At 40.8% G+C, this 24,520-nt stretch carries 22 protein-coding genes; 16 read left to right on the top strand and 6 right to left on the bottom strand.

Annotated features, from left to right (window positions below):
- Positions 1-122: 122 nt before the first annotated feature.
- From H7T99_RS02530 to H7T99_RS02545, 4 genes are read right to left on the bottom strand one after another with little or no spacing between them, the layout of a single operon-like run.
- A complete protein-coding gene (locus H7T99_RS02530) occupies positions 123-509 on the bottom strand; it encodes a DUF956 family protein (RefSeq protein ID WP_014633902.1) in 387 nt (128 codons plus the stop codon).
- Between the two features lie 12 nt (positions 510-521).
- Complete coding sequence (locus H7T99_RS02535; RefSeq protein ID WP_002889984.1) at positions 522-1,436, bottom strand: PTS system mannose/fructose/sorbose family transporter subunit IID; 915 nt, start codon at positions 1,434-1,436, stop codon at positions 522-524.
- A 15-nt stretch (positions 1,437-1,451) separates the two neighbouring features.
- Positions 1,452-2,252 carry a PTS mannose/fructose/sorbose transporter subunit IIC gene (locus H7T99_RS02540; protein ID WP_002886606.1) on the bottom strand — a complete coding sequence of 267 codons (801 nt, stop codon included), beginning with the start codon at positions 2,250-2,252 and terminating at the stop codon, positions 1,452-1,454.
- A 17-nt stretch (positions 2,253-2,269) separates the two neighbouring features.
- Positions 2,270-3,277 (bottom strand): PTS sugar transporter subunit IIB, encoded by a 1,008-nt coding sequence (locus H7T99_RS02545; protein ID WP_021143568.1) that lies wholly within the window; start codon positions 3,275-3,277, stop codon positions 2,270-2,272.
- A gap of 377 nt (positions 3,278-3,654) precedes the next feature.
- Here H7T99_RS02545 and H7T99_RS02550 point away from each other — a divergent pair, with 377 nt between their 5' ends.
- Positions 3,655-4,386 (top strand): cyclase family protein, encoded by a 732-nt coding sequence (locus H7T99_RS02550; RefSeq protein WP_002889986.1) that lies wholly within the window; start codon positions 3,655-3,657, stop codon positions 4,384-4,386.
- Positions 4,387-4,430: 44 nt separating this feature from the next.
- Here H7T99_RS02550 and H7T99_RS02555 read toward each other — a convergent pair whose 3' ends face one another.
- The gene (locus tag H7T99_RS02555) at positions 4,431-5,243 is read right to left on the bottom strand and encodes a Cof-type HAD-IIB family hydrolase (RefSeq protein ID WP_037600339.1); all 813 of its coding nucleotides are present in this window, start codon (positions 5,241-5,243) and stop codon (positions 4,431-4,433) included.
- A 208-nt stretch (positions 5,244-5,451) separates the two neighbouring features.
- On the opposite strand from H7T99_RS02555, the gene H7T99_RS02560 reads away from it, so the two are divergent.
- From H7T99_RS02560 to H7T99_RS02610, 11 genes are all read left to right on the top strand, one after another.
- Complete coding sequence (locus H7T99_RS02560; RefSeq protein WP_002883789.1) at positions 5,452-6,873, top strand: NCS2 family permease; 1,422 nt, start codon at positions 5,452-5,454, stop codon at positions 6,871-6,873.
- 281 nt (positions 6,874-7,154) lie between these two features.
- The gene (gene tsaE / locus H7T99_RS02565) at positions 7,155-7,598 is read left to right on the top strand and encodes a tRNA (adenosine(37)-N6)-threonylcarbamoyltransferase complex ATPase subunit type 1 TsaE (protein ID WP_037600343.1); all 444 of its coding nucleotides are present in this window, start codon (positions 7,155-7,157) and stop codon (positions 7,596-7,598) included.
- On the top strand, positions 7,591-8,112 hold the full coding sequence (locus tag H7T99_RS02570; RefSeq protein WP_037600346.1) for a GNAT family N-acetyltransferase: 522 nt from the start codon (positions 7,591-7,593) through the stop codon (positions 8,110-8,112). Before tsaE ends, H7T99_RS02570 begins: the two co-directional genes overlap by 8 nt.
- An 8-nt stretch (positions 8,113-8,120) precedes the next feature.
- Positions 8,121-9,374 carry a biofilm formation/cell division transcriptional regulator BrpA gene (gene brpA, locus H7T99_RS02575; protein WP_037600348.1) on the top strand — a complete coding sequence of 418 codons (1,254 nt, stop codon included), beginning with the start codon at positions 8,121-8,123 and terminating at the stop codon, positions 9,372-9,374.
- A gap of 152 nt (positions 9,375-9,526) precedes the next feature.
- Positions 9,527-10,000 carry a ribosome maturation factor RimP gene (rimP, locus tag H7T99_RS02580; RefSeq protein WP_002883745.1) on the top strand — a complete coding sequence of 158 codons (474 nt, stop codon included), beginning with the start codon at positions 9,527-9,529 and terminating at the stop codon, positions 9,998-10,000.
- A 65-nt stretch (positions 10,001-10,065) separates the two neighbouring features.
- Positions 10,066-11,265 (top strand): transcription termination factor NusA, encoded by a 1,200-nt coding sequence (gene nusA / locus H7T99_RS02585; RefSeq protein WP_002883755.1) that lies wholly within the window; start codon positions 10,066-10,068, stop codon positions 11,263-11,265.
- Positions 11,266-11,285: 20 nt separating this feature from the next.
- The gene (rnpM, locus tag H7T99_RS02590) at positions 11,286-11,582 is read left to right on the top strand and encodes an RNase P modulator RnpM (RefSeq protein ID WP_014633911.1); all 297 of its coding nucleotides are present in this window, start codon (positions 11,286-11,288) and stop codon (positions 11,580-11,582) included.
- Positions 11,575-11,877 (top strand): YlxQ-related RNA-binding protein, encoded by a 303-nt coding sequence (locus tag H7T99_RS02595; RefSeq protein ID WP_002947460.1) that lies wholly within the window; start codon positions 11,575-11,577, stop codon positions 11,875-11,877. Before rnpM ends, H7T99_RS02595 begins: the two co-directional genes overlap by 8 nt.
- Before the next feature lie 18 nt (positions 11,878-11,895).
- The gene (infB, locus tag H7T99_RS02600; protein ID WP_037600353.1) at positions 11,896-14,730 is read left to right on the top strand and encodes a translation initiation factor IF-2; all 2,835 of its coding nucleotides are present in this window, start codon (positions 11,896-11,898) and stop codon (positions 14,728-14,730) included.
- A gap of 93 nt (positions 14,731-14,823) precedes the next feature.
- Positions 14,824-15,177: a 30S ribosome-binding factor RbfA gene (gene rbfA, locus H7T99_RS02605; RefSeq protein ID WP_002883798.1), complete on the top strand. Its 354-nt coding sequence runs from the start codon at positions 14,824-14,826 to the stop codon at positions 15,175-15,177.
- Between the two features lie 64 nt (positions 15,178-15,241).
- Positions 15,242-15,805 (top strand): TIGR00730 family Rossman fold protein, encoded by a 564-nt coding sequence (locus H7T99_RS02610; RefSeq protein WP_037600356.1) that lies wholly within the window; start codon positions 15,242-15,244, stop codon positions 15,803-15,805.
- 76 nt (positions 15,806-15,881) lie between these two features.
- Here the strand turns inward: H7T99_RS02610 and H7T99_RS02615 are convergent, their stop codons facing one another.
- Positions 15,882-17,327, bottom strand: a complete 1,446-nt coding sequence (locus tag H7T99_RS02615) for a UDP-N-acetylmuramoyl-L-alanyl-D-glutamate--L-lysine ligase (protein ID WP_195519978.1) — start codon at positions 17,325-17,327, stop codon at positions 15,882-15,884.
- 94 nt (positions 17,328-17,421) lie between these two features.
- On the opposite strand from H7T99_RS02615, the gene H7T99_RS02620 reads away from it, so the two are divergent.
- From H7T99_RS02620 to H7T99_RS02635, 4 genes are all read left to right on the top strand, one after another.
- Entirely contained in the window at positions 17,422-19,053 is a 1,632-nt protein-coding gene (locus H7T99_RS02620) for a polysaccharide biosynthesis protein (RefSeq protein ID WP_037600360.1), read from the top strand.
- A 115-nt stretch (positions 19,054-19,168) separates the two neighbouring features.
- Positions 19,169-21,949: a cation-translocating P-type ATPase gene (locus H7T99_RS02625; RefSeq protein WP_037600362.1), complete on the top strand. Its 2,781-nt coding sequence runs from the start codon at positions 19,169-19,171 to the stop codon at positions 21,947-21,949.
- 293 nt (positions 21,950-22,242) lie between these two features.
- A complete protein-coding gene (locus H7T99_RS02630) occupies positions 22,243-23,337 on the top strand; it encodes a cystathionine gamma-synthase (RefSeq protein WP_022496356.1) in 1,095 nt (364 codons plus the stop codon).
- Between the two features lie 10 nt (positions 23,338-23,347).
- Positions 23,348-24,511 carry a MalY/PatB family protein gene (locus tag H7T99_RS02635; RefSeq protein WP_037600365.1) on the top strand — a complete coding sequence of 388 codons (1,164 nt, stop codon included), beginning with the start codon at positions 23,348-23,350 and terminating at the stop codon, positions 24,509-24,511.
- The last annotated feature ends 9 nt before the right edge of the window (positions 24,512-24,520 follow it).

Genomic DNA, 24,520 nt, shown 5'->3' on the forward strand with positions numbered 1-24,520 from the left:
AAATGTCAATAGCTAGTGAGATAAAATTTCAAAAGAAGTCAATTTCTTTCAAAAATGAGCAAAATATTATAAAAAGATTGCCCAACCATTAGATTGGGCAATCTTTTTATAATATTCGGAGATTATTTCTTCTTGACAATGAGTCGGAAAAGATTCTTAAAGCCTTGTTTGAGAACAACGATGAAGCTAGGTGCTTTTCTTAAACTTTCTCGAGGAATTCTTTTTTGAATTTCTTTCAAAGTTATTCGGCTTTTTCGACTGGCAAAACGGAAACGTCCATTTTGCTTAGTACGGATTTCAAAGCGTGGGATGAATTTACCACCGAAGTAGACATCGGCAATCACATAAGTGATTTCATCCCAAGGAATTTGAACGTAGTCTTGTAACTTCGTATCATTGTAAAATTCGAAAGCCTTATCTCCGACCATGATATTTCCGTAAATAGGCCCTTCACGAAACCAAGTTCCCTTAGTTGTGTGAGCCATTTCGGTATTGAGCGATTTAACCATACCTTGCTCCGATTAGAGTACACCAATAATGTGGAGCACAATAGCTAGAACAAAGATACCCAAAATGATAACGATTGGAGAAACTTTTCTCTTAAGAAGGTACATACAGAGGAAAGTCAAACCAAGGGCAGCAAGACCAGGAATCAATTGGTTCAAGTTATCTTGCAAGGTTGTCACCTTGTTGGCTTCGAGTGATTTACCAGCAGCTTGTTCTAGGAAGGCTGCTTTAACACCGGCAATACCTTTTGGAAGTTTATCCCAATCGATATAAGCACCTTCTTGTTGTTTAACAACAGAGACAACTGGTGTGAAGGTAATGCTTACCCAACGTTGGATAAGAGAACCGATAACGAACATCCCCATCATTGATGCGCCACGAGTTACTTGTTGAAGAAGGTTACCTGACAAGTCGTCTGTAATCGCAGTACCAGCACGGTAACCGAATTCTTGAGTATACCATTTAACGGCAGCTACCATAACGTTCCAGAGAACGAAGAAGACGATTGGGCCTAGGACGTTACCTGAAACAGCCAAACCTGCTCCTAGTGAAAGGAAGATTGGACGAAGGGTAAACCAGAAGAGAGGGTCACCGGCACCTGCAAGAGGTCCCATCATACCGACCTTAACCCCTGAGATAGCAGCATCATCGATCTCAGCACCGTTGGCACGTTCTTCTTCCAAGGCAAGTGTAACCCCAAAGATTGGGTTAGCCATGAAAGGTTGTGTATTAAAGAATTCCAAGTGACGCTTAAGCGCAGCAGCACGTTCTTCTTTAGTTTGATAAAGTTTTTTGATTGCAGGAATAAGGGTGTAAGCCACACCACCGTTTTGCATACGTTCATAGTTGAATGAAGCTAAAAGGAAGTATGAGCGCAAGAAAGCTTTGAAACGATCTGCTTTTGTTAATTTAATTTTTGAATCAGCCATTTTCTTTCCTCCTAATTAAAAGTCTTCCAGAATTTCACCGAGGGGATCACCTGATCCTCCATCATTTGAAGAACCATTTGAACCACTAGCTTCAAGTGCAAGGTACATAACGGCAAGACAGAGACCGATGATACCCAAGCTAATCAAGGTCAACTCTTTGAGGGCAGCCAAAGCAAAACCAAGGAAGAAGAATGGCCAAACTTCGCGACTAGACATCATGTTGATAACCATGGCATAACCAACGGCTACAACCATACCACCACCGATTGTCATACCTGATTTTAACCATTCAGGCATAGCTTCAAGACCAGATTGTACGAGGTGTGCAGGAATCAAGAGCAAGAGGAGGGCAGGGATAGCAACACGGAGACCTTGAAGGGCCATACCGATAAAGTGCCATCTTTCAACACCAGCGATATCAGCAGCTTCTGCACGGCTATCCATAATATGAGCGATGAAGACAGTTGCTGTACGGACAACCATTGTCAAGGCAAGACCGGCAACAGCCAAAGGCACCGCAAGGGCGATGGCAGGACCAATCCCTTTAGTTCCTTGACCACCCAAGATAAGGATGATTGTAGAAGCTACAGCGGCAAGTGAGGCATCTGGTGCCATGGCAGCACCAACGTTAGCCCATCCCATAGTGATCAACTGTAAGCTACCACCCAACATTACGCCGAGTTCGAGATGACCAGTAACAAGACCGATAAGGGAACAAGCCACAACTGGTTGGTATGTTTCAATTTGGTCGTTAACTGAGCTACAACCGATGATGAAAGCAACAATTACGACTAAAATAATTTGTACTAAACTCATTTATGCATCCTCCAAAATTATTTCTTCTCTGCTAATTTAGTTTCAGCTGACTTAATCAAGGCATCAACGTTTGCTGGGCTATCACTTGGTACCCCACGAACGTCAAATTTGACACCCAATGATTGCAACTCTTTGATAGCATCCACATCTGTTTGGTCAAATGAAAGAGCCTTAGTAACGTTGACTTTTCCTTCTTTATAAGCTGAAGAACCAAGGTTGATTTCTTTAACATCAACACCTGCTTTAACAGCAGCAAGAGCATCTTCAACAGATTCAAAGAGAAGCATAGCACGTGTATCTCCAAAACGTGGGTCATTGTTTGCTTTAACCATGTTTTTAATTGGGATAACGTGAACTTGAACACCAGATGGAGCGGCTTGTTTAATCATGTTTGTACGAAGTTTATCATGACAAACAGTGTCTGAAACAACGATGATACGGTCTGGGTGAGTTGAGTGAGTCCAACCAGTCGCAACCTGACCGTGGAGGAGACGTGTGTCAACACGAGCCAAAACGTATTTGATTTTTCCATCACCAAGTACTGTTCCTTCAGGAATGGTACCTTTAGGAACAGAAGGCTTAGCGTCGGCTGGTTTAGTGTCTTCTTTAGGAATAAGGCCTTCTGGAAGGACTTTAACGCCTTCTTTTGTTTCCTTATAAATGTTAGCGACAATCTCTTCAACCCCAGCATCAGGAGCTACCATACGTTCCGTATATGCTTGGATAAGCATTGGCAAGTTGAGTCCTGTCACGATAACCATCTTGCGATCAGGATTTTCTTCCTTGATACGGCTTGCCTGGTTAAATGGTGACCCAGACCAAAGGTCTGCAAGGACAAGAATTTCGTCGTCAGCGTCAAATTGAGCGATGGCATCTTTGAAGTGAGCGTACAAGTCGTCAGGACCTTCATTTGGCATGAAAGTAACCACTTGAACTTTCTCTTGTTCACCAAAAATCATAGAACCTGATTGGTGAATACCTTCAGCGAATTTACCATGGCTAGCAATAATAATACCGATACCCATTAGTGTTCTTCCTCCTTTTATATATTGCTTCTTAGGAATAGAAAAATGATTATTGGTATTATCATTCATGACATGAAAATGACAACAATATTTTTTTAGTCCCTCGAAAATTAGAACAATCTAATTGTAAAACGTTATCATAGATTTGTCAATGTTTTTCGTAACAAAAGTGTCATAAAATTGAAAAAATATCAAATTATCGCAAATATACTTTCTTTTCAGACAAAAAGAGTTAGATATAGTTTGAAGCTATATCTAACTAGAAGAAATGGGATTAAGAAAAAATGAGATAAATGCTTGTAATAGCTATTAATGGCTGCTATAATTTCTTCAATTAGCTATTTAAGGTTAAATCTATAAGAAAAGAGGACCTCCTTATGTCAGATTTACTAAGTATTTATAATGAATTGCAATCTAAGAAATGGGTTGACTTGACCCACAAAATTAATGCAGAAAGTCCACACTTTCCAGCTCTCCCAGCTTTGAAACAAGAAGACCTTTTCACATTAAAAGATGGTTTCCATGTTCAAAAATTTACAGTAGTTGGTCAATACGGAACGCATATTGATGCACCGATTCACTTTGTAGAAGGTGGTCGTTGGTTGGATGAGATTGCTCTCAAAGATCTTCTTTTACCACTCTATGTTATCGACAAGTCTAAAGAAGTTGCTGCGAATCCAAACTTTATCTTGAGCAAACAAGATATCTTAGACTTTGAAGCAGAACATGGACAAATTACTGAAGGGGCCTTTGTCGCTTTTCGTAGTGATTGGTCGAAGCGTTGGCCAGATCAAGATGCTATGCGCAACCTTGATGAAAATGGGGTTCAACAAAGTCCAGGGTGGAGCCGTGAAGCTCTAGAATTCTTGATTCATGAACGCCATGTTAAGGCTGTGGGTCATGAGACTTTTGATACAGATGCTGGTATTCCAGCAGCAGAACATGGCTTGGTTAACGAATACTACCTCTTGGAACAAAACATTTATCAGGTAGAAGTCTTGAATCAATTGGATCAAGTTCCAGCTGTTGGTGCTTTGATTTCGATTGCATTTCCTCACTGGGACAAGGCGACAGGTTCCCCAGTGCGTGCAGTGGCTATTTTACCTTAATCATAAGAAAAAACACCGAAGAAATTTTCGGTGTCTTTTCTTATTTATAAAAAGAGTTCCTGGAGTTTGCGAGCAACGCCATCCTCTTCATTAGTCCACTCAATTTGTTCGTTAGCGTGGGGGAGAAGAACAGAGCTAGCATTTTTCATGGCATAACCAGTTTTAGCAAGTTCCAACATCTCTGTGTCGTTGTGTTCGTCTCCAAAAGCAATCAAATCATCCGTTGATTTGCGCATGGCCTTAAGTAAGTAGTTTAGGGCGTAGGCCTTGTTTATGCCTTTAGGCGAAAATTCCAAAATATTAAGCGGTCCACCCCAAGAATCAACTTCAATTTCTTCCTTGAAGTCCTTCTTGATGTCATCGGCTAGCTGGTACTTATCTTCGTGACGAGTTTGCATAAGAAGAGCATTTGGGTTGCGTGTAATTTTTGCTGGTTCCAAACGCATAGCCTCAATAATTTTATCAACACCAAAGAGTTGTGGTTGAATACGCTCTGGGTGATTCATAGTGATATAGAAGTGTTTTCGATATTCACTAGCCAGAAAATCCATCTCTAATTCATCATGGCGTTGTAAGAGGCTAATCAGATATTTCTTATCTAATTTAACCGAATGCTCATAAGCCCAGTCTTGGTCTGGAAGATTGGTCAAAGAGCCGTTAAAGGTGATGAGGGGTGTTTCTAACCCTAGTGTTTTGTAATGGTCAATAGCCATACGATAAGGACGACCTGTAGCAATAACGACTTGGTGTCCTTTGTTTTGTACGTCTTTAATCGTTTTTTGTGTAAATTCTGAAATAGTTCCATCTGGGCGCAAGAGCGTTCCATCAAGATCTAGTGCAATCAATTTTTTTGTCATGTTCCTATTATAGCAAAAATCTGTCCTTTGTTGGTGATTAAGAAAGAGCTTTCTAAGAACGTTCGGTTTTTCATAAGAAAAGTCTCAGGAAATAAACCTTGCACCGTCAAATAATTTCATGTAGAATAGTAATGTTGCATTCTACGTGAGAATGTTCCGAAATTATTCGGATTTTGACAATATTTTTTATTAAGGAGTCTAAACTTTCATGGAAAAGTTTTTCAAATTGAAAGAACATGGTACTGATGTCCGTACAGAAGTGACTGCCGGATTGACAACTTTCTTTGCCATGTCTTACATCCTCTTTGTTAACCCAGCGATGTTGGCCCAAACAGGAATGCCTGCACAAGGTGTTTTCTTAGCAACAATTATTGGTGCGGTTGCAGGGACATTGATGATGGCCTTTTATGCCAACCTACCATACGCTCAAGCGCCTGGTATGGGGCTTAATGCCTTCTTCACCTATACAGTGGTCTTTTCTTTGGGGTACACTTGGCAAGAGGCCTTAGCAATGGTCTTTCTATGTGGTGTTATTTCATTGATCATCACAGTAACTAAAGTACGTAAGATGATTATTGAGTCTATTCCAACAGCCCTCAAATCTGCTATTTCAGCAGGTATCGGTGTTTTCCTTGCCTATGTTGGGATTAAAAATGCTGGTTTCTTGAAATTCTCAATTAATCCACATACCTACACTGTAGCAGGTAAAGGTGCTGACATGGCTAAGGCGTCAATTACAGCTTCATCGTCAGCTACACCAGGTTTGGTTGCTTTCAATAATCCAACTGTAATTGTAGGTTTGATTGGTCTTGCGATTGCGATTTTCTTTATTGTTAAAGGTATTCGTGGTGGTGTTCTTCTTTCAATCCTTGTAACGACTATCATTGCTATCTTTGCTGGTGTCGTTGATCTTGGAAGCATTGACTGGCACGCAGCTAGCTTGACATCATCTATTAAAGATCTTGGTCAGGTCTTTGGTGCAGCGCTTGGATCTAAGGGATTGGGATCACTCTTTGCAGACGTTTCTCGTTTGCCTGGTGTCTTTATGGCTATTCTCGCCTTTTCATTGACTGATATCTTTGATACTATTGGTACCTTGATTGGTACTGGTGAGAAGGTTGGTATCATTGCTTCAACAGGTGATAACAACGAATCAAAAGCTCTTGACCGTGCTCTTTACTCTGACCTTGTTGGTACAAGTATTGGTGCCATTGCAGGGACTTCAAACGTTACAACTTACGTTGAATCTGCAGCAGGTATTGGTGCTGGTGGACGTACTGGTTTGACAGCTCTTGTGGTTGCTGTACTCTTTGCCATTTCTAGTTTCTTTAGTCCAGTGGTGTCAATCGTTCCAAATGCAGCCACAGCGCCTATTCTTATTATTGTAGGTGTTATGATGCTCTCTAACCTTAAGAGTGTGGATTGGGAAGACTTGTCTGAAGCTATTCCTGCCTTCTTCACTTCTATTTTCATGGGATTCTCATATAGCATTACTTACGGTATCGCAGCTGGTTTCCTTACTTATACTTTGGTCAAAATCGTCAAAGGTCAAGCTAAGGATGTCCACTTTATTATGTGGATTTTGGATATCTTGTTTATCCTTAACTTCATCAGTATGGCTGTATTCTAAAGCTTGAAAGTTAAAAGTTAAAAGTCTGTATATTTGTCAGGCTTTTTCTTTTGCGATTTTATCTGGGGAATGTGAGAGAGTTACTATTGGTTAACTTTTGAAACTATAGTAAGTTTTACAAAAACATTTCTAATCTATGAGTGGTTGATGTGGTTAAAATAAATTGAAAATTAAAATACACATCTTAACTTCTTACTTAAATGATTCAATATTTATAAGTTTCTACTGTATTTTTACAGTGGATTCTAGTCCATATTTTTATTTTTTGATATAATGAAAACATGATTTACAGTCAAAATGAAGAAGAATTGATTAGTATCGGCCAAAAGCTAGGTCGACTGCTCGATTTTGGAGATATAATTGTTCTCTCAGGTGATCTGGGAGCTGGTAAAACGACCTTAACTAAGGGAATTGCCAAAGGTTTGGATATTTCACAGATGATAAAGAGTCCAACCTATACTATTGTAAGGGAGTATGAGGGGCGACTGCCACTCTATCATTTAGATGTCTACCGCATTGGTGATGATCCTGATTCTATTGATTTGGATGATTTTCTGTATGGTGAAGGTGTGACAATCATCGAGTGGGGTGAGCTCCTAGACGAGAGTCTGTTAGGTGATTATCTCCTAATTTCGATATCTCATCATGGAGATGGACGTCAGTTACTTTTTGAATCTTTCGGTCCTAGAAGTAAGGAGATTCAGGAGGAAATGGTAAATGGCTGAGCAAGAATTAGTCATTGAGGAAGCTCAAAGAGAGGATGCTGCCTCTCTAGCTCGTTTACTAGAGACTGTAGCCTTGGAATCGGATTTTCTAGCACAAGATGATAGAAGTTCTATACTGAGTGCTGAACAGTTAGCCACTTATATTGAAGGTCATCAGCATAGGCTTAATGAGATTTGTTTGGTGGCGAAATTGGGTCATGAGGTCATTGGTGTTTGTAATGTTACCTCTGATCAAGATACTAAGACCAGTCATATTGGCGACGTATTTATTGCGGTTTCTAAACCCTACTGGGGGAATGGTGTTGGCCAGTTTCTTATGGAAACAATGATTGACTGGGCAGATCATACACCAACTATCCGCCGCTTAGAGTTGACGGTTCAAGCACGTAATGAACGGGCGGTTCATCTCTATCAAAAATTCGGATTTGACATTGAAGGCACTAAGAAACGTGGTGCAAGAACTAAAAATGGAGAATTTCTAGATGTTTACCTTATGGCTAAACTCATAGATTAGGAAAAAACATGAAACTTGGACGAAAAATTTTATTGATGTTGTTGGCGATTTTTGCAACGACAGTAGTAGCTGCTGGTATTTACCTAACGACAACTTATAATTACGCCACAGGCGAATTGTCAAAAACGTTTAGGGCTTCTAAAGCAACTTCAGGGAATAGTAAGGCTATTCAACAGACTAAGCCTATAACTATTCTCTTGATGGGGGTAGATACAGGATCTAAAGAACGTAAGGAAACCTGGGAAGGAAACTCTGATACCATGATTTTGGTAACAGTGAACCCTAAGACTAAGAAAACAACCATGACCAGTTTGGAACGTGACCTTTTGACAGATATTGAGGGGTCGGGTGAAGCAAAACTAAATTCAGCCTATGCTGAGGGTGGTGCTGACTTGGCTATTTCAACCATTCAAAAGGTTTTAGATATTGATATTGACTATTATGCACTGATTAATATGCAGGGTATGATTGATTTGGTAGATGCTGTTGGTGGTATTGAGGTAACGAATCATTTTGATTTTCCAATTTCGATTGCAGAAAATGAACCTGAATTTCAGGCAAAAGTTGAGCCTGGAACCCATAAAATCAATGGTGAGCAAGCTTTAGTCTATTCACGTATGCGTTATGATGACCCTGATGGTGACTATGGTCGCCAAAAACGTCAACGTGAGGTTATTCAAAAAGTTGTAGCTAAGCTCTTGAAGATGGATTCTATTGGTTCTTACAAGAAAATTTTGTCAGCTGTAAGTTCAAATGTTCAAACCAGTATCGATCTTGGTGATACCAATACTTTGCGTAGCTTGATGGGTTATAGTGATGCCCTTAAAAATATTAAGTCATACCAATTGGCCGGTTCGGATGCCATGATCAATGGTGGAAGCTACCAAGTAGCTTCAACTGAGGATATTCTTAAGGTACAAAACCGTATTAAGAAGGAAGTCGGTAAGAAGAAAGTTTCTGAATCTAATCTTAAGACTAGTTTGGTTCTCTATGGTTCTGGTAGCTCTAACTATGGCTCAGATGATTTCGTTAATTCTAAAGGAAGTGCGGCTTCGAGTGAGGCATCTTCAAATTATGAGGCTGGGCCATCTGAGGCAGCAGGTGGTGGATCGGTAAGTACCTACAATGGAGGCACTACCTATAGCAATAACTATAGTGAAAACACAGGTAATTATGTTCAGGAACAAGGTACGACAACCCCTACATACAATAATAATGGATCGGGTGTGACTACTTATAGCACTGTTCCAGCGGCGCAATAAATAAGGTTGGGTGATTCCCAACCTTTTTGCTTTGAAATGATAGCAATATGGTTATTCCTTGCAATGGCTTTTGAGCTATGCTATAATATAGGAAAATAACGAAAGAGAGGCGGAGTAGAAACTTCGTCTCTTGTGTGTGTAAGGAGGTCATAATGTCGCAAAAAATTATTGATCTCGTGACGGCAGTCGTAGCTCCAGCTATTCCTGAGCCATACGAACTGGTCGATATCGAGTACGAAAAGCTTGGCGGTGACTATGTCTTGTCAGTTTTGATTGATAAGCCAGGAGGTATTACTGTAGAAGATACTGCAGACTTGACTGAAATTATCAGTCCCCTCTTGGATACTATTCAGCCTGATCCTTTCCCGGATCAATACATGCTGGAAGTTTCTAGTCCAGGGTTAGAGCGTCCCTTAAAAACCAAAGAAGCTTTGACAAATGCTGTTGGTCAATATATCAATGTTAGTCTTTACAAGGCTATTGATAAGATCAAGATTTTCCAAGGTGACTTGGTGGCCTTTGATGGGGAAACCCTAACAATTGATTACCTTGATAAGACTCGCCATAAAACTGTTGAGATTCCCTATCAAACAGTTGCTAAAGCTCGTTTGGCAGTCAAACTCTAAAACTATTAGTGTAAATAAAGAAAGGATGCCAGTTTTGGCCTTTAGAGGTTAAAACAACAAAGAATATGAGCAAAGAAATGCTAGAAGCCTTCCGTGTCTTGGAAGAAGAAAAACACATTAACAAGGAAGACATCATTGATGCCGTGGTTGAATCGCTTAAGTCAGCCTACAAGCGTCGTTATGGTCAGTCAGAATCAGCTGTAGTTGAATTCAATGAAAAAACAGGTGATTTTCAAGTTTATACCGTTCGTGAAGTTGTAGACGAAGTCTTTGATAGTCGTTTGGAAATTAGCTTGAAAGATGCCCTTGCTATCAGCTCTGCTTACGAGCTTGGTGACAAGATTCGTTTTGAAGAGTCAGTCGATGAATTTGGCCGTGTTGCAGCGCAATCTGCCAAACAAACCATTATGGAAAAGATGCGCAAGCAGATGCGTGAAATCACTTATAATGACTATAAGCAACATGAAGGTGAAATCATGCAAGGAACAGTTGAACGCTTTGACCAACGTTTCATTTATGTCAATCTTGGAACGCTCGAAGCTCAATTGTCACGCCAAGACCAAATTCCTGGCGAAAGCTTTAAGTCACACGACGTCATCGATGTTTATGTTTATAAAGTTGAAAACAACCCTAAGGGTGTTAACGTCTTTGTAAGTCGTAGCCATCCAGAATTCATCAAACGTATCATGGAACAAGAAATTCCTGAAGTCTTTGATGGAACTGTAGAAATCATGAGCGTATCTCGTGAAGCTGGTGATCGTACCAAAGTTGCTGTTCGCAGTCATAACCCTAACGTTGATGCTATCGGTACAATCGTTGGTCGTGGTGGAAGCAACATCAAGAAAGTTGTCAGCCGTTTCCACCCAACACGTTTGGATGCTAAGACAGGTATTGAAGTTCCTGTTGAGGAAAATATTGATGTTATTCAATGGGTTGAAGATCCAGCTGAATTCATCTACAATGCTATTGCACCGGCTGAAGTGGACTATGTTCTCTTCGACGAAGATGATAGCAAACGTGCGACAGTAGTTGTACCAGATAACAAATTATCTCTTGCAATTGGTCGTCGTGGACAAAACGTTCGTTTGGCAGCTCATTTGACTGGTTACCGTATTGACATCAAGTCAGCTTCTGAATATGAAGCACTCGAAGCTGAAAAAGCTGAGGCTGCTACTGAGGAAGTTGTTGACGAGATTGTTGCAGAAGATGCTACACCTGTTGAAGTCACAACAGAAGAAGTAATTGAAACAACAGAAGCAGAATAAGAAGAACATAGAGGTGTTTGATGGCTAAAACACGAAAAATACCTTTACGCAAATCAGTTGTCTCAGGAGAAATCATTGATAAACGTGATTTGCTCCGCATCGTAAAAACTAAAGATGGTGAGATTTTCATTGATCCAACAGGAAAGCAAAATGGCAGAGGTGCTTACATTAAATTAGATAATGAAGAAGCTCTCCAAGCTAAAAAGAAACGTGCTTTTAACCATAGTTTCTCCATGGATGTTCCTGAAAGTTTTTATGATGAACTCATTGCTTATGTGGATCACAAGGTCAAAAGAAGAGAGTTAGGTCTTGAATAACACAGAAAAATTGTCAAATATGTTGGGACTAGCACAAAGAGCTGGAAAGCTTATTTCTGGCGAAGAACTTGTCATCAAGGCAGTTCAATCAGGACAGGCGAGACTAGTTTTTCTTGCCAATGATGCTGGTAGTAACGTGACTAAAAAGACGACTGATAAATGTAACTACTATAATATAGAAGTCTCCACAGTGTTTAACGCACTGGAATTAAGCATGGCTATTGGTAAACCAAGAAAAACGGTTGCTGTAGTTGATGCTGGATTTTCAAAGAAAATGAGGACTCTTATGGAATAAAGAATAGGAGGACATCACGTGTCAAAGAAACGATTATATGAAATCGCAAAAGAGGTTGGTGTAGAAAGCAAGGTTGTTGTTGCAAAAGCTCAAGAACTTGGTCTTTCTGTGAAGAGCCATTCCTCATCAGTTGAAGAAGCTGATGCTAATCGTATCACTTCAAGTTTAAAAGGGGTAACAGCTAAGGCTGAAAGCAAGCCAGCTCCTAAAGCGACACCAACTCCTAAAAAGGAAAAGGTAGCGCCTAAGGTTGATAAGGTACCTGTTGCCAAATCAGCTCCAGCTAAAGAAACATCAAAGGCTGAAGTCAAAGAAGCCCCTGCGACTCCGAAAAAACCACAAAGCCGTAATTTTAAGGCAGAACGTGAAGCACGTGCCAAGGCAGAAGCAGAGCGTCGTCAAAACGGCGGAGGCCGTGACAACCGTAATCGTAACCGAAATCAACAAGGGAACGATCAAGGTAAACGTCAGAATAATGATCGTCGCAACCAAAATGGAAATGGTCAAGGCAACCGTAATAATGGGAACCGCGGTAACAATAGTAATCGTGACCGTAATTTCCAAGGTAAACAGCGCAATGATCAAGGTCGAAATAAACGTAACGATGCTGCCCGCAACAATCAGGCAGGACCACGTATTGACTTTAAAGCGCGTGCAGCAGCCTTGAAAGCAGAGCAAAATGCAGAATATTCACGTCAAAGTGAAACACGCTTCCGTGAAGAAAAAGCTGCAGAGCAACGCCGTGCGAAAGAGCAAGAAAAGGCAAGAAAAGAAAAACAACAGGCTGAAGTTGCTGCTCAAAAAGCAGTTGCTGAAGCTAAGCCAGCTCCCAAACCAGCACCGGTTGCTCAACCAGCTCCAGCTGCGCAAGCACAAGATACACGTCGTAAAAAGGCACGTCCAGATAAATCACGTGATAATCGTCGCGAGAATGAAGATGGACCTAAGCAAACAAGAAATAATAAGTGGAATAATCAAAACCAAGTGAGAAATCAACGAAATAGTAACTGGAATAAAAACAAAAATAAAAAAGGTAAAAATAACCGTGGTAATTCAGCTCCAAAACCAGTAACAGAGCGTAAATTCCATGAATTACCAAAAGAATTTGAATATACTGAAGGCATGACGGTTGCAGAAATCGCAAAACGTATTAAACGTGAGCCAGCTGAAATTGTTAAGAAACTCTTCATGATGGGTGTTATGGCAACTCAGAACCAATCTCTTGATGGGGATACTATTGAGTTGTTGATGGTTGACTACGGTATTGAGGCAACCAAGAAAGAAGAAGTCGATAATGCTGATATCGAACGTTTCTTTGTTGACGAAGACTACCTCAATAAAGATGCTATGGTAGAACGTGCACCAGTTGTTACTATCATGGGACACGTTGACCATGGTAAAACAACCCTTCTTGATACCCTTCGTAACTCACGTGTTGCGACTGGAGAAGCTGGTGGTATCACACAGCATATTGGTGCCTACCAAATTGAAGAGGGTGGAAAGAAAATCACCTTCCTTGATACTCCAGGACACGCGGCCTTTACATCTATGCGTGCCCGTGGTGCTTCTGTTACAGATATTACTATCTTGATTGTAGCTGCGGATGACGGTGTTATGCCACAAACTATTGAAGCCATCAACCACTCTAAGGCTGCTGGTGTTCCAATCATTGTTGCGATTAACAAGATTGATAAACCAGGTGCTAACCCAGAGCGTGTAATCGGTGAATTGGCAGAGCATGGCGTTATCTCAACTGCATGGGGTGGCGATAGCGAATTCGTTGAAATTTCAGCGAAGTTTGGTCAAAATATTGAAGAATTGCTTGAAACAGTTCTTCTTGTGGCTGAAGTGGAAGAACTTAAAGCTGACCCAAGTGTTCGTGCCATCGGTACCGTTATTGAAGCGCGTTTGGATAAAGGTAAAGGTGCGGTTGCAACCCTCCTTGTTCAACAAGGTACCTTGCATGTTCAAGACCCAATCGTTGTTGGTAATACCTTCGGTCGTGTCCGTGCTATGACCAATGACCTTGGTCGTCGTATTAAGACTGCAGCACCATCAACACCAGTTTCAATTACTGGTTTGAACGAAGCGCCTATGGCGGGTGACCATTTTGCCGTTTATGAAGATGAAAAAGCAGCTCGCGCAGCCGGTGAAGAACGTGCCAAACGTGCCCTTATGAAACAACGTCAACAAACACATCGTGTTAGCCTTGATAACCTCTTTGACACCCTTAAAGCCGGTGAATTGAAGACTGTTAATGTTATCATCAAGGCCGATGTACAAGGTTCTGTTGAAGCCTTGGCAGCGTCCCTTCTTAAGATTGATGTTGAGGGTGTTCGCGTTAATGTTGTTCACTCAGCGGTAGGTGCTATCAACGAATCTGATATTACTCTTGCGGAAGCTTCAGATGCCGTTGTCATCGGATTTAACGTTCGTCCTACACCACAAGCACGTCAACAAGCGGAAACTGATGAAGTTGAAATTCGTCTTCACAGCATCATCTACAAGGTTATCGAAGAAATCGAAGATGCCATGAAAGGGATGCTTGATCCTGAGTTTGAAGAAAAAGTCATGGGTGAAGCTATTATCCGTGAAACCTTCAAAGTTTCTAAAGTCGGAACAATCGGTGGGTTCATGGTTACTAGTGGTAAAATCACTCGTGATTCAAGTGCCCGTGTGATTCGTGATGGTGTCGTTATTTTTGATGGTAAATTGGCAAGCTTGAAACACTTTAAAGATGACGTTAAAGAAGTCGGAAACGCTCAAGAGGGTGGTTTGATGATTGAAAACTACAACGATATTAAAGTTGATGACGTTATCGAAGCTTACATTATGGAAGAAATTAAACGTTAATTTTGTTAGCTTTAAAAAGCTTACTTAGGAGATAAAGCTAGGTCATCTGGCCTGGCTTTTGTTCCATCATAATAAGAGAGAAAGGATAAGACTATGGGAAATTCATTTCGTGTAGACCGTGTTGGTATGGAAATCAAACGTGAGGTCAATGAAATTCTTCAAAAGAAGGTTCGTGATCCACGCGTGCAAGATGTCACTATCACAGATGTACAAATGCTAGGTGATTTGTCGGCTGCTAAGATTTTTTACACTATTCATTCAACCTTGGCCTCAGATAACCAAAAAGCACAAACTGGGCTTGAAAAGGCTACTGGGACAATCAAGCGTGAACTTGGTAAAAAATTGACCATGTATAAGATTCCAGATTTAACCTTCATTAAGGATGAATCTATCGAATACGGTAATAAAATTGATGAAATGCTTCGTAATTTGGAGCGTAAAGACTAAGAAAAAATTCCTGTCAGTTATGGCAGGAATTTTGCGTTATAATAGAATAAAAAGGAGGACTTCAATGAAAGTAACAGTCTATTTGGGAGCTAATATGGGTGACAATCCTAGCTTTAAGAAAGCAACGATTGCCTTGGGCCAGTGGATTGCTAAAAAAGGGCATACTCTAGTCTATGGTGGTAGTAAGATGGGGCTGATGGGAGTTCTTGGTGATACTGTTTTGGAAAATGGGGGAGAGGCTCATGGAATTATGCCGCAATTCCTCAAAGATAGGGAGATAGCTTATGAGGGATTGACTTCAATGACCATAGTAGAAACCATGGCAGAACGAAAGACTGCCATGCTAGAGCAAGGCGACCTCTTTATGGCCCTCCCAGGAGGTCTAGGAACACTGGAAGAAATTTCTGAAGCTATTGCAGCTGCTCGCGTCGGTAAGCTGGACAAACCCTGTGTTTTCTTCAATCTCAATGGCTATTATGATGCTATGAAAACAATGTTGGATACCATGGTTACTCATGACTTTTTAGAGGCTGAAACAGCAGCAAAATTCCTCTTTACAGATGATTTTTCAGAAATTGAAGCTTTCGTCCAGTCTTACATGCCTCCTCAATTGAGACGTTATCGGTAGTATTGCTTTAACTTGTAAAATTGAGATGAATTAAAAAGATTCAATGACACATCATTGAATCTTTTTAATTAAATCTTTACAAATATTTTTTAGCGACTTCAATATCGCCAGCATAGTTATCACGTTTACCATTTACAATTTGGAAAGCATCAGCACCTTTACCGGCAATAACCACAGCGTCTTTAGAGTCTGTAGTCTCAGACATTGCTGTTTTGATTGCTTCTTCTCGATCAACAATGATACGTACCTCACGGTTGATGTGACTGGCAATTTCTTGACAGATAGTAAGAGGATTCTCCTTGTTAGGATCGTCGGCTGTTAGGATGACATCAACATCAGGGTAGGTATTGAGGACATGCCCAAAGTCTTTACGACGGCTTTCACCCTTATTTCCAGGAGCTCCTAGAATTAGACTAATACGGCCATCTTGATGGCTGGTTACGACTTGTAAGAGCTTATCTAGGCTATCCCCATTGTGAGCATAGTCAACAAATGTCTTAGCTCCATTAGTTTGGGTTAGAACCTCCATACGCCCTGGAACAGAGGTTTGAGCGATTCCTTCTTTGATGTCTTGAAGGCTAGCTCCGAGACGTAGGCAGGCCAGACCAGCAGCCATAGCATTGTCCTGGTTAAAGTCACCGATGAGTTGGATATCATAGTCACCGGCTAACTTCCCACTTGCCTTAAAGCTAAAACCTGAGCCATGTTTAACAGCATTGTCGGAGTTTTTACCATAGAAGTCATGCTCTTTATCCGCAATTTCCTCAGCGACAAAAGCAAAGTGATCCATACCGCTATTGACGATAACAACTCGACTGTTTTCCAAGAGGAGACGCTTATGGTAGAAGTAGTCTTCAAAGGTTGGGTGTTCAATAGGCCCAATATGGTCTGGGCTGATGTTAAGAAAGACACCTACATCAAAAGTCAGTCCATGGACACGCTTAGTCAGATAGGCTTGACTTGAGACTTCCATAATCAGATGGGTCATGCCATTATCAACAGCTTCAGCCATCATACGGAAAAGGTCCAAACTCTCAGGTGTTGTTAAGGTAGACTTGAAGAAGTTTTTTCCGTCTAATGTCGTGTTCATAGTTGAAAGCATAGCAGGTTTATGACTTTGCTTGAGAATATTGAAGGCAAAGTAGGCTGCTGTTGTTTTCCCTTTTGTCCCAGTAAAAGCCAGCAATTTTAGTTTGTCTTGGGGGTATTGGTAGAAGGCCTGAGCAACGAGGCTCATAGCCTGCTTGATATCTGTTACGATAATGACAGGAATTCCCACTTGATAATCTTTTTCAGCCACGTAGAAACTCAAGCCAGCTTTGACAGCATTCTCTAAAAATTCAGGCTTAAAGGCAGCCCCTTTGGCAAAAAAGAGGGAAGATGGTGTGACATCACGACTGTCGTAAGAAAGATGATCAAAAGTCACTCCAGTCCATGAATAGTAGTAGTTGTCTTGGTCAATAATATCTCGAAAATTACGGTCCTTTTTGAGAACCTCTAGAACTTGTTCAATAGTAATCATAGTTCCTATTTTAGCCTTAATGTTCTTGTTTTACAAGTCACAGCCAAAAGTTTATAATAAACTAGATTATATTTTATTCTTTAGAAAGAAAATTATGACTGAAACTAAAACTGACACACAGCAGCAGCAGATGCTAAGAGGGACGGCGTGGATGACAGCATCCAATATTATCAGTCGTCTATTAGGGGCACTTTATATTATTCCTTGGTATGCTTGGATGGGTAAACAGGGCGACCAAGCCAATGCCCTCTTTGGTCAAGGGTATAACATTTATGCCCTTTTCCTTTTGATTTCTACAGCAGGGATTCCAGTCGCAATTGCCAAACAGGTGTCTAAATACAACACTCTTGGAAAGATGGAGACGAGTTTCTTCTTACTCAAGCGTATCTTGTATTACATGATTGGTCTCGGATTGATCTTTGGCGTTTTCATGTACTTTGCTTCGCCGTGGATGTCTTACCTTTCTGGGGGAGATGAGGATCTGGTTCGCGTAATGCGTAGTCTTTCTTGGGCAGTTGTTATTTTCCCATCTATGTCTGTTTTACGAGGCTTTTTCCAAGGCTTTAACAACATGAAGCCTTATGCTTTAAGCCAGATTGCGGAGCAGATTATCCGTGTTATTTGGATGCTGTTGGCGACCTTCTTCATCATGAAAATTGGGACAGGCGATTATGTGACAGCAGTTGTCCAATCGACTTTTGCTGCTTTCATCGGTATGTTGGCTAGTTATGGGGTGCTTTTCTTCTACCTTTGGAAGGAGGGCAAGCTCAAGAGTCTTTTTGGCAAGCAGGCTGTTCATCCAGATATCAATCCGACTGCAATTGTTATTGAAACCTTTAAGGAAGCCATTCCCTTTATTATTACTGGCTCAGCCATTCAACTTTTCCAACTCATTGATCAATGGACCTTTATCCGTACTATGGAGCGGTTCACAAGCTATAGTAACAGTCAGCTACAGGTTTTATATGCTTACTTATCTTCAAACCCGAGTAAAATTACCATGATCTTGATTGCCGTTGCCCTTTCTATTGCTGGGGTCGGCATCCCACTCCTGACAGAAAATATGGTTAAGAAGGATTTGAAGGGAGCGGCTAAACTAATTATCAATAACCTACAGTTGCTTTTGCTCTTTATTGTACCTGCCATTGCAGGATCAGTGATTCTGGCTAAACCACTCTACACAGTTTTTTACGGGGCACCAGATAGCCAGGCCCACTTGCTCTTTGTAGCCAGTCTGATTCAAGTTATTTTCTTGGCCTTGTATAGCGTTTTAGCACCTATGCTTCAGGCAATCTTCGAAACCCGTAAAGCTATCAACTATTTTGCGATTGGGGTTTTAGTTAAGGGAATCTTACAGTTACCATTGATTATTTTCCTAGGAGCTCTTGGACCAGTTATTTCAACAGCCATCGGCTTAGGTGTTCCAATTGCTCTGATGTATAATCGCCTCCACACTGTTACGCACTTTAGTCGTAAGACAGTGTTTAGAAAAGCCTTACTCATCTGTATCCTTACAGTGCTCATGGCTATTCCAGTTGCAGTCTTCTATGGGGTGTTCCAGTTTGTACTTTCACCAACAAGCCGTGTGGGCAGTGTGATTTACTTGATCATTGGAGGAGGCCTTGGAATTGGTGTCTATGGCATTCTTGCTCTTGTAACTCGTATGGCTGACCAATTGCTTGGCACCCGAGCAGCTAGCCTACGTGCTAAATTACATATTAAATAAGATTTAAACCAAGTCGTGTGGCTTGGTTTTTTCTTTTCAATATTTTCTGAAAAAGGAGTATAATAGTGGTGAAAAAATGAAATCGTTTTAATGATTTAGAATCGAGGAAAGGACTATGACTGATTCTAGACAAGAAAAGATAAAATTAGGGACCTATCCTCCTGAACAAGTTTACCAAGTCTTGCAGACAAGCCGTCAAGGTTTGAGCTCACAAGAGGTTAAGGAGAGGCAGGCGACTTATGGACCTAACCAATTGAAGGAAAGTAAGACGGAGCCTATTTGGCTGACCTTTTTCAGACATTTTACTAGTCTCATGGCTCTCTTATTGTGGGCTGGTGGTTTTATCGCTATGCTCTCTCATAGCTTGGAGTTAGGGATTGCAATTTGGTTGGTCAACATTATTAATGGTCTCTTTAGCTTTATTCAAGAATATAGAGCAAGTCAGGCTACGGCAGCTCTTAACAAGCTTCTTCCATCCTATGCGCGAGTTCTTCGTGATGGTAAGGAGGACAAGATTCTAGCTCAAGACTTGGTGCCAGGTGACTTGGTTTTCATTGAGGAAGGGGACCGTATTTCTGCTGATGGACGCTTGGTCACTGTGACAGATTTGCAGGTTAATCAATCGGCCCTCACTGGTGAGTCTAATCCTATTTATAAGTCAGATCAAGCAGATTTGACTCCCGACAAGACTGAGTTAGAATATGACAATATGGTATTTGCAGGGACGACAGTCTCTTCTGGTTCTGGACATTTTATAGTATCTGCTATCGGTATGAAAACTGAGTTTGGACAAATTGCAGACTTGACGCAAAACCTAGCTCAGGAAAAAAGTCCACTGCAAAAGGAACTAGACCATTTAACCAAACAGATTTCGGTCATCGCAGTATCTGTAGGTCTCTTCTTTATGGTGGCAGCGACTCTATTTGTCCATCAGCCTTTGTCTCAAGCCTTTATTTTTGCATTGGGGATGATTGTGGCCTTTATTCCAGAGGGACTTCTTCCCACAGTTACTCTCTCTCTAGCCATGGCAGTTCAGCGTATGGCTAAGGATCATGCTTTGGTTAAGAAGTTGTCTTCGGTAGAGACGCTAGGAGCAACTTCTGTTATTTGTTCGGATAAAACAGGGACTTTGACGCAAAATGCTATGACGGTTAACCACCTGTGGACCTTGTCAGAGAGTTATGGGGTAACTGGGCTAGGTTACGCACCGGAAGGGCAGATTGAGCAGGAAGGACAACCTGTTTCTCTTGAAGAAAATGAGCTCCTTAATCGTTTGGTCAGATTCTCACATTTGGCTAGTAATGCTCAAGTTGTAGCTCCTAGTGCTGATAATCCCAATTATACGATTTTAGGTGATCCAACTGAGGCTTGTCTTAATGTTCTCGCCGAAAAAGCAAGAATAAATTTAAATGACAATCATACTTGGGCCCCTCGCATCAAGGAAATTCCCTTTGATTCTGATCGTAAACGGATGACAACAGTGCATAAGCTTGAGTCAGGATTGGATGGTAGTTATCATATATCTATCACCAAAGGTGCTCCAAAAGAAGTGATGGAGCTTTGCTCAGATTACTATGATAATCAAGGGCTGATTAAATCATTAACAGCTACTGAGCGTCAGGCTATCCTTGTGGCTAACGATAAGTTTGCCCGTGATGGTCTACGTGTTTTAGCTGTGGCCTATAGACCTTTAGATAGCGAGCATATTGGAGAAGACCGGTGGGACATGCAGACCCTGGAGGACAATATGGTCTTTCTAGGTTTAGTTGCCATGAGTGATCCGCCACGTCAGGGGGTGCGAGAGGCTATTGAAAAATGCCATAGAGCTAGTATTCGTATTATCATGGTAACAGGTGACTATGGTTTGACAGCTCTCAGTATAGCTAAGAAAATCGGAATTGTACAAGGGGATGATGCGCGTGTTGTTTCGGGACTTGAACTAGCTGCCATGGATGACGACCAGCTCAAAGAAGCGCTTAAAGGGGAAATTGTTTTTGCTCGTGTAGTGCCTGAACAGAAATACCGTGTGGTCAATGCACTTCAGGAGCTTGGTGAGGTTGTCGCTGTTACTGGTGATGGTGTTAATGATGCCCCTGCCCTTAAAAAAGCCGATATCGGTGTAGCTATGGGGGTATCGGGAACCGATGTTGCCAAGGAATCTGCGGATATGATCTTAACAGATGATCATTTTGTTTCGATTGTACATGCTGTTGAAGAAGGTCGTGCGGTTTATAGAAATATTCAAAAATTCCTGACTTATATTTTTAATTCCAATACACCTGAAGCTGTACCCTCTGCTTTCTTCTTGTTCTCTTTGGGACGCATACCTCTTCCCTTAACGGTTATGCAAATCCTAGCTATTGACTTGGGGACAGATATGGTACCTGCTTTGGGATTGGGGGTTGAACCACCTGAAGAAGGAGTGATGGATAAGCCACCAAGACGTTTATCAGACCGCTTACTCAATCGCCAACTATTGATTAAAGCTTTTGTCTGGTACGGACTGATTGAAGCAGCCTTAGCTATGGGGGCTTTCTTCCTTAATTATTGGGTTAATCAAGGTAACTTAAACCATTTGGCTAGCTCAGGTCCTCTCTACCGAGAGGCAACCACAATGACTCTAGGTGCTATAATCTTTACCCAAATTGGTATGGCTATGAATAGCCGTAAGGGTAGGGGATCTATTTTCCAAATTAAACCATTTGCTAATCGGATTATTAGCTTAGGGATTGTTTTAGAAATTGTTCTCTTTATCATCCTGTCTTACGTGCCTTTCTTCCACACGTTATTTAACACCGCGCCTATTGGACTTGATGATTGGCTCTATTTACTTGCTTGTCCGTTTGTTATTATGGCTTTGGAAGAAATCAGATATCGCTTATTTGATAAAAAGTAAGTCAGTGGCATACCTTAGATTGAAGCAAGACTTTTAAATCGTTTTTTAGTGCTTGAAACTATGATGTTTCAGGCACTTTTTGATGCTTGAAAATCTACTTTAGACAATCTCAAAAATTGGCCTTATTTTAAATTAGAGTTAGTATCTATCTGTCTTTTTAGGTTATAGAAATAAACTATAACTAACTATCAAGAATCCGTATGATGAACTTACCATTATTTTCAGAAAATAGTGATAAAATAGAGGTCATAGATATGGAGCATTTCCACTTTACCATGTAGAAAGGGCACATTATGACACAAGAATATCAATTAGAAACCATTTTGGCACACGCAGGAATCAATTCGGATGAAGCAACAGGAGCCTTGGCTTCACCAATTCATTTTTCAACAACTTACCAACATCCAGAATTTGGCCATTCTACTGGTTTTGACTATACACGAACTAAAAATCCAACACGCGCAACAGTGGAAAAAACACTTGCAGCTATTGAAAAAGCAGATTATGCTATTGCGACAAGTTCAGGGATGAGCGCCATTGTTTTGGCCTTTGAAATTTTCCCAGTAGGCAGTAAGGTTGTAGCTGCGCGTGACCTTTACGGAGGTTCTTTCCGTTGGTTTAATGACAAGGAAAAAGAAGGTCGCTTCTTTTTTGAATACACTAATACAGAAGACGAGATGATTGCGGCTATTACAGAAGATACCGATATTGTCTACATCGAAACACCGACAAACCCACTTATGATTGAGTTTGATATTGAAAAAGTGGCCAAAATTGCTCATGACAAGGGTGCGGTGGTTATTGTTGATAATACTTTCTATAGCCCAATCTATCAAACCCCGATTACTCAAGGTGCTGATATCGTTGTACATTCAGCTACTAAATACCTATCAGGGCATAATGATGTTTTGGCTGGTGTTGTTGTGACTAGTAACCAAGAATTCTACGATAAACTTTATTATAACCTCAATACGACTGGTCCTACCTTATCACCATTTGATAGCTATATGCTTATGCGTGGTCTTAAGACCTTAAAACTTCGTATGGAGGCATCAACAGCCAATGCTCAAGAAGTTGTTGCTTTCTTAGAAAAGTCACCAGCTGTTAAGGAAGTCCTCTATCCAGGCAAGGGTGGTATGATTTCCTTCAAAGTGGCTAATCAAGACAAGATTCCTACCATTATCAATTCCCTAAAGGTCTTTACTTTTGCGGAGAGCTTAGGTGGTGTCGAGAGCTTGATTACCTACCCAACGACACAAACCCACGCAGATATTCCAAGTGATGTGCGTGCTTCCTATGGTTTGACAGACGACTTGCTTCGTCTTTCAATTGGTATTGAAGCAGCACAAGATTTGATTGCTGACTTGGAAAATGCCCTTAGTCTTTAAGGAGTTATCTATGACACGTTATGACTTTACAACACAACCAAATCGCTTGGATCAAAATACCATGAAATGGCACGAAGCTGAAAGCAATCCAGAACTACTTGAGCTTTGGGTTGCCGATATGGACTTCCTACCTGTTCCTGAGATTAGGGATGCAGTTATCAACTATGCTGAGACACATATTTTTGGTTATCCTTATCCAAGTGAAGAGCTTTATCAGTCCATCATTAATTGGGAAAAAAATCAACACGGTTACGTCGTTGATAAAGAGAGTATTGTTCTCATTGAAGGTGTTGTCCCAGCCATTTCAACAGCTATTCAAGCCTTTACCAAAGAAGGCGATGCTGTTCTCATCAACACACCAGTTTATCCGCCTTTTGCTCGTTCTGTCCGTTTGAATAATCGTCAGTTGATTGAAAATAGTCTTGTTAAGGTTAATGGCCATTTCGAAATTGATTTTGAACAATTGGAACGTGATATCGTCGAGAATGATGTTAAACTTTATGTTTTCTGTAGTCCACATAATCCAGGTGGGCGTGTCTGGACTAAAGAAGAATTGACTAAGGTAGCAGATTTGTGTCAGAAACATGGTGTCCTCTTGGTATCTGATGAAATCCACCAAGACTTAGCTCTATATGGGAATAAGCACATCTCTATGAATACCATTTCAGATGCTTACAAGGACTTTACCTTGGTGCTTAGTTCGGCTACTAAAACCTTTAATATTGCTGGTACCAAAAACAGTTTTACTATCATTGAAAATGAAGACTTACGTAAAGCCTTTAAACAAAAGCAATTGGCAAATAATCAACATGAAATTCCAACCATTGGTTTGATTACAACCCAAGCAGCTCTGACCTATGGGCAACCTTGGTTAGAGGAATTGAAAACTGTCTTTGAAACTAATATTGACCTTTTAACCAAGGAACTTAGTGAAAAGACTAATATCAAGGTCATGAAACCTGAGGGAACCTACTTGGTCTGGCTTGATTTTTCAGCTTATGATCAAGACCATAATGAGCATGGACGTTTGCTTAAAGAAGAAGCCAAGGTAGTGCTAAATGACGGTATTACTTTTGGTTCTGAAGGAGAAAAACATTTCCGCTTTAACGTAGCTACGCCAACTACAGTTGTTGCAGAAGGAGTTAAACGTCTCGTTTCTGTCTTTGGAAAATAATAAAAGTGA

The sequence above is a fragment of the Streptococcus sp. 17.1 genome, assembly GCF_016648655.1.
GTDB lineage: Bacteria > Bacillota > Bacilli > Lactobacillales > Streptococcaceae > Streptococcus > Streptococcus salivarius_E.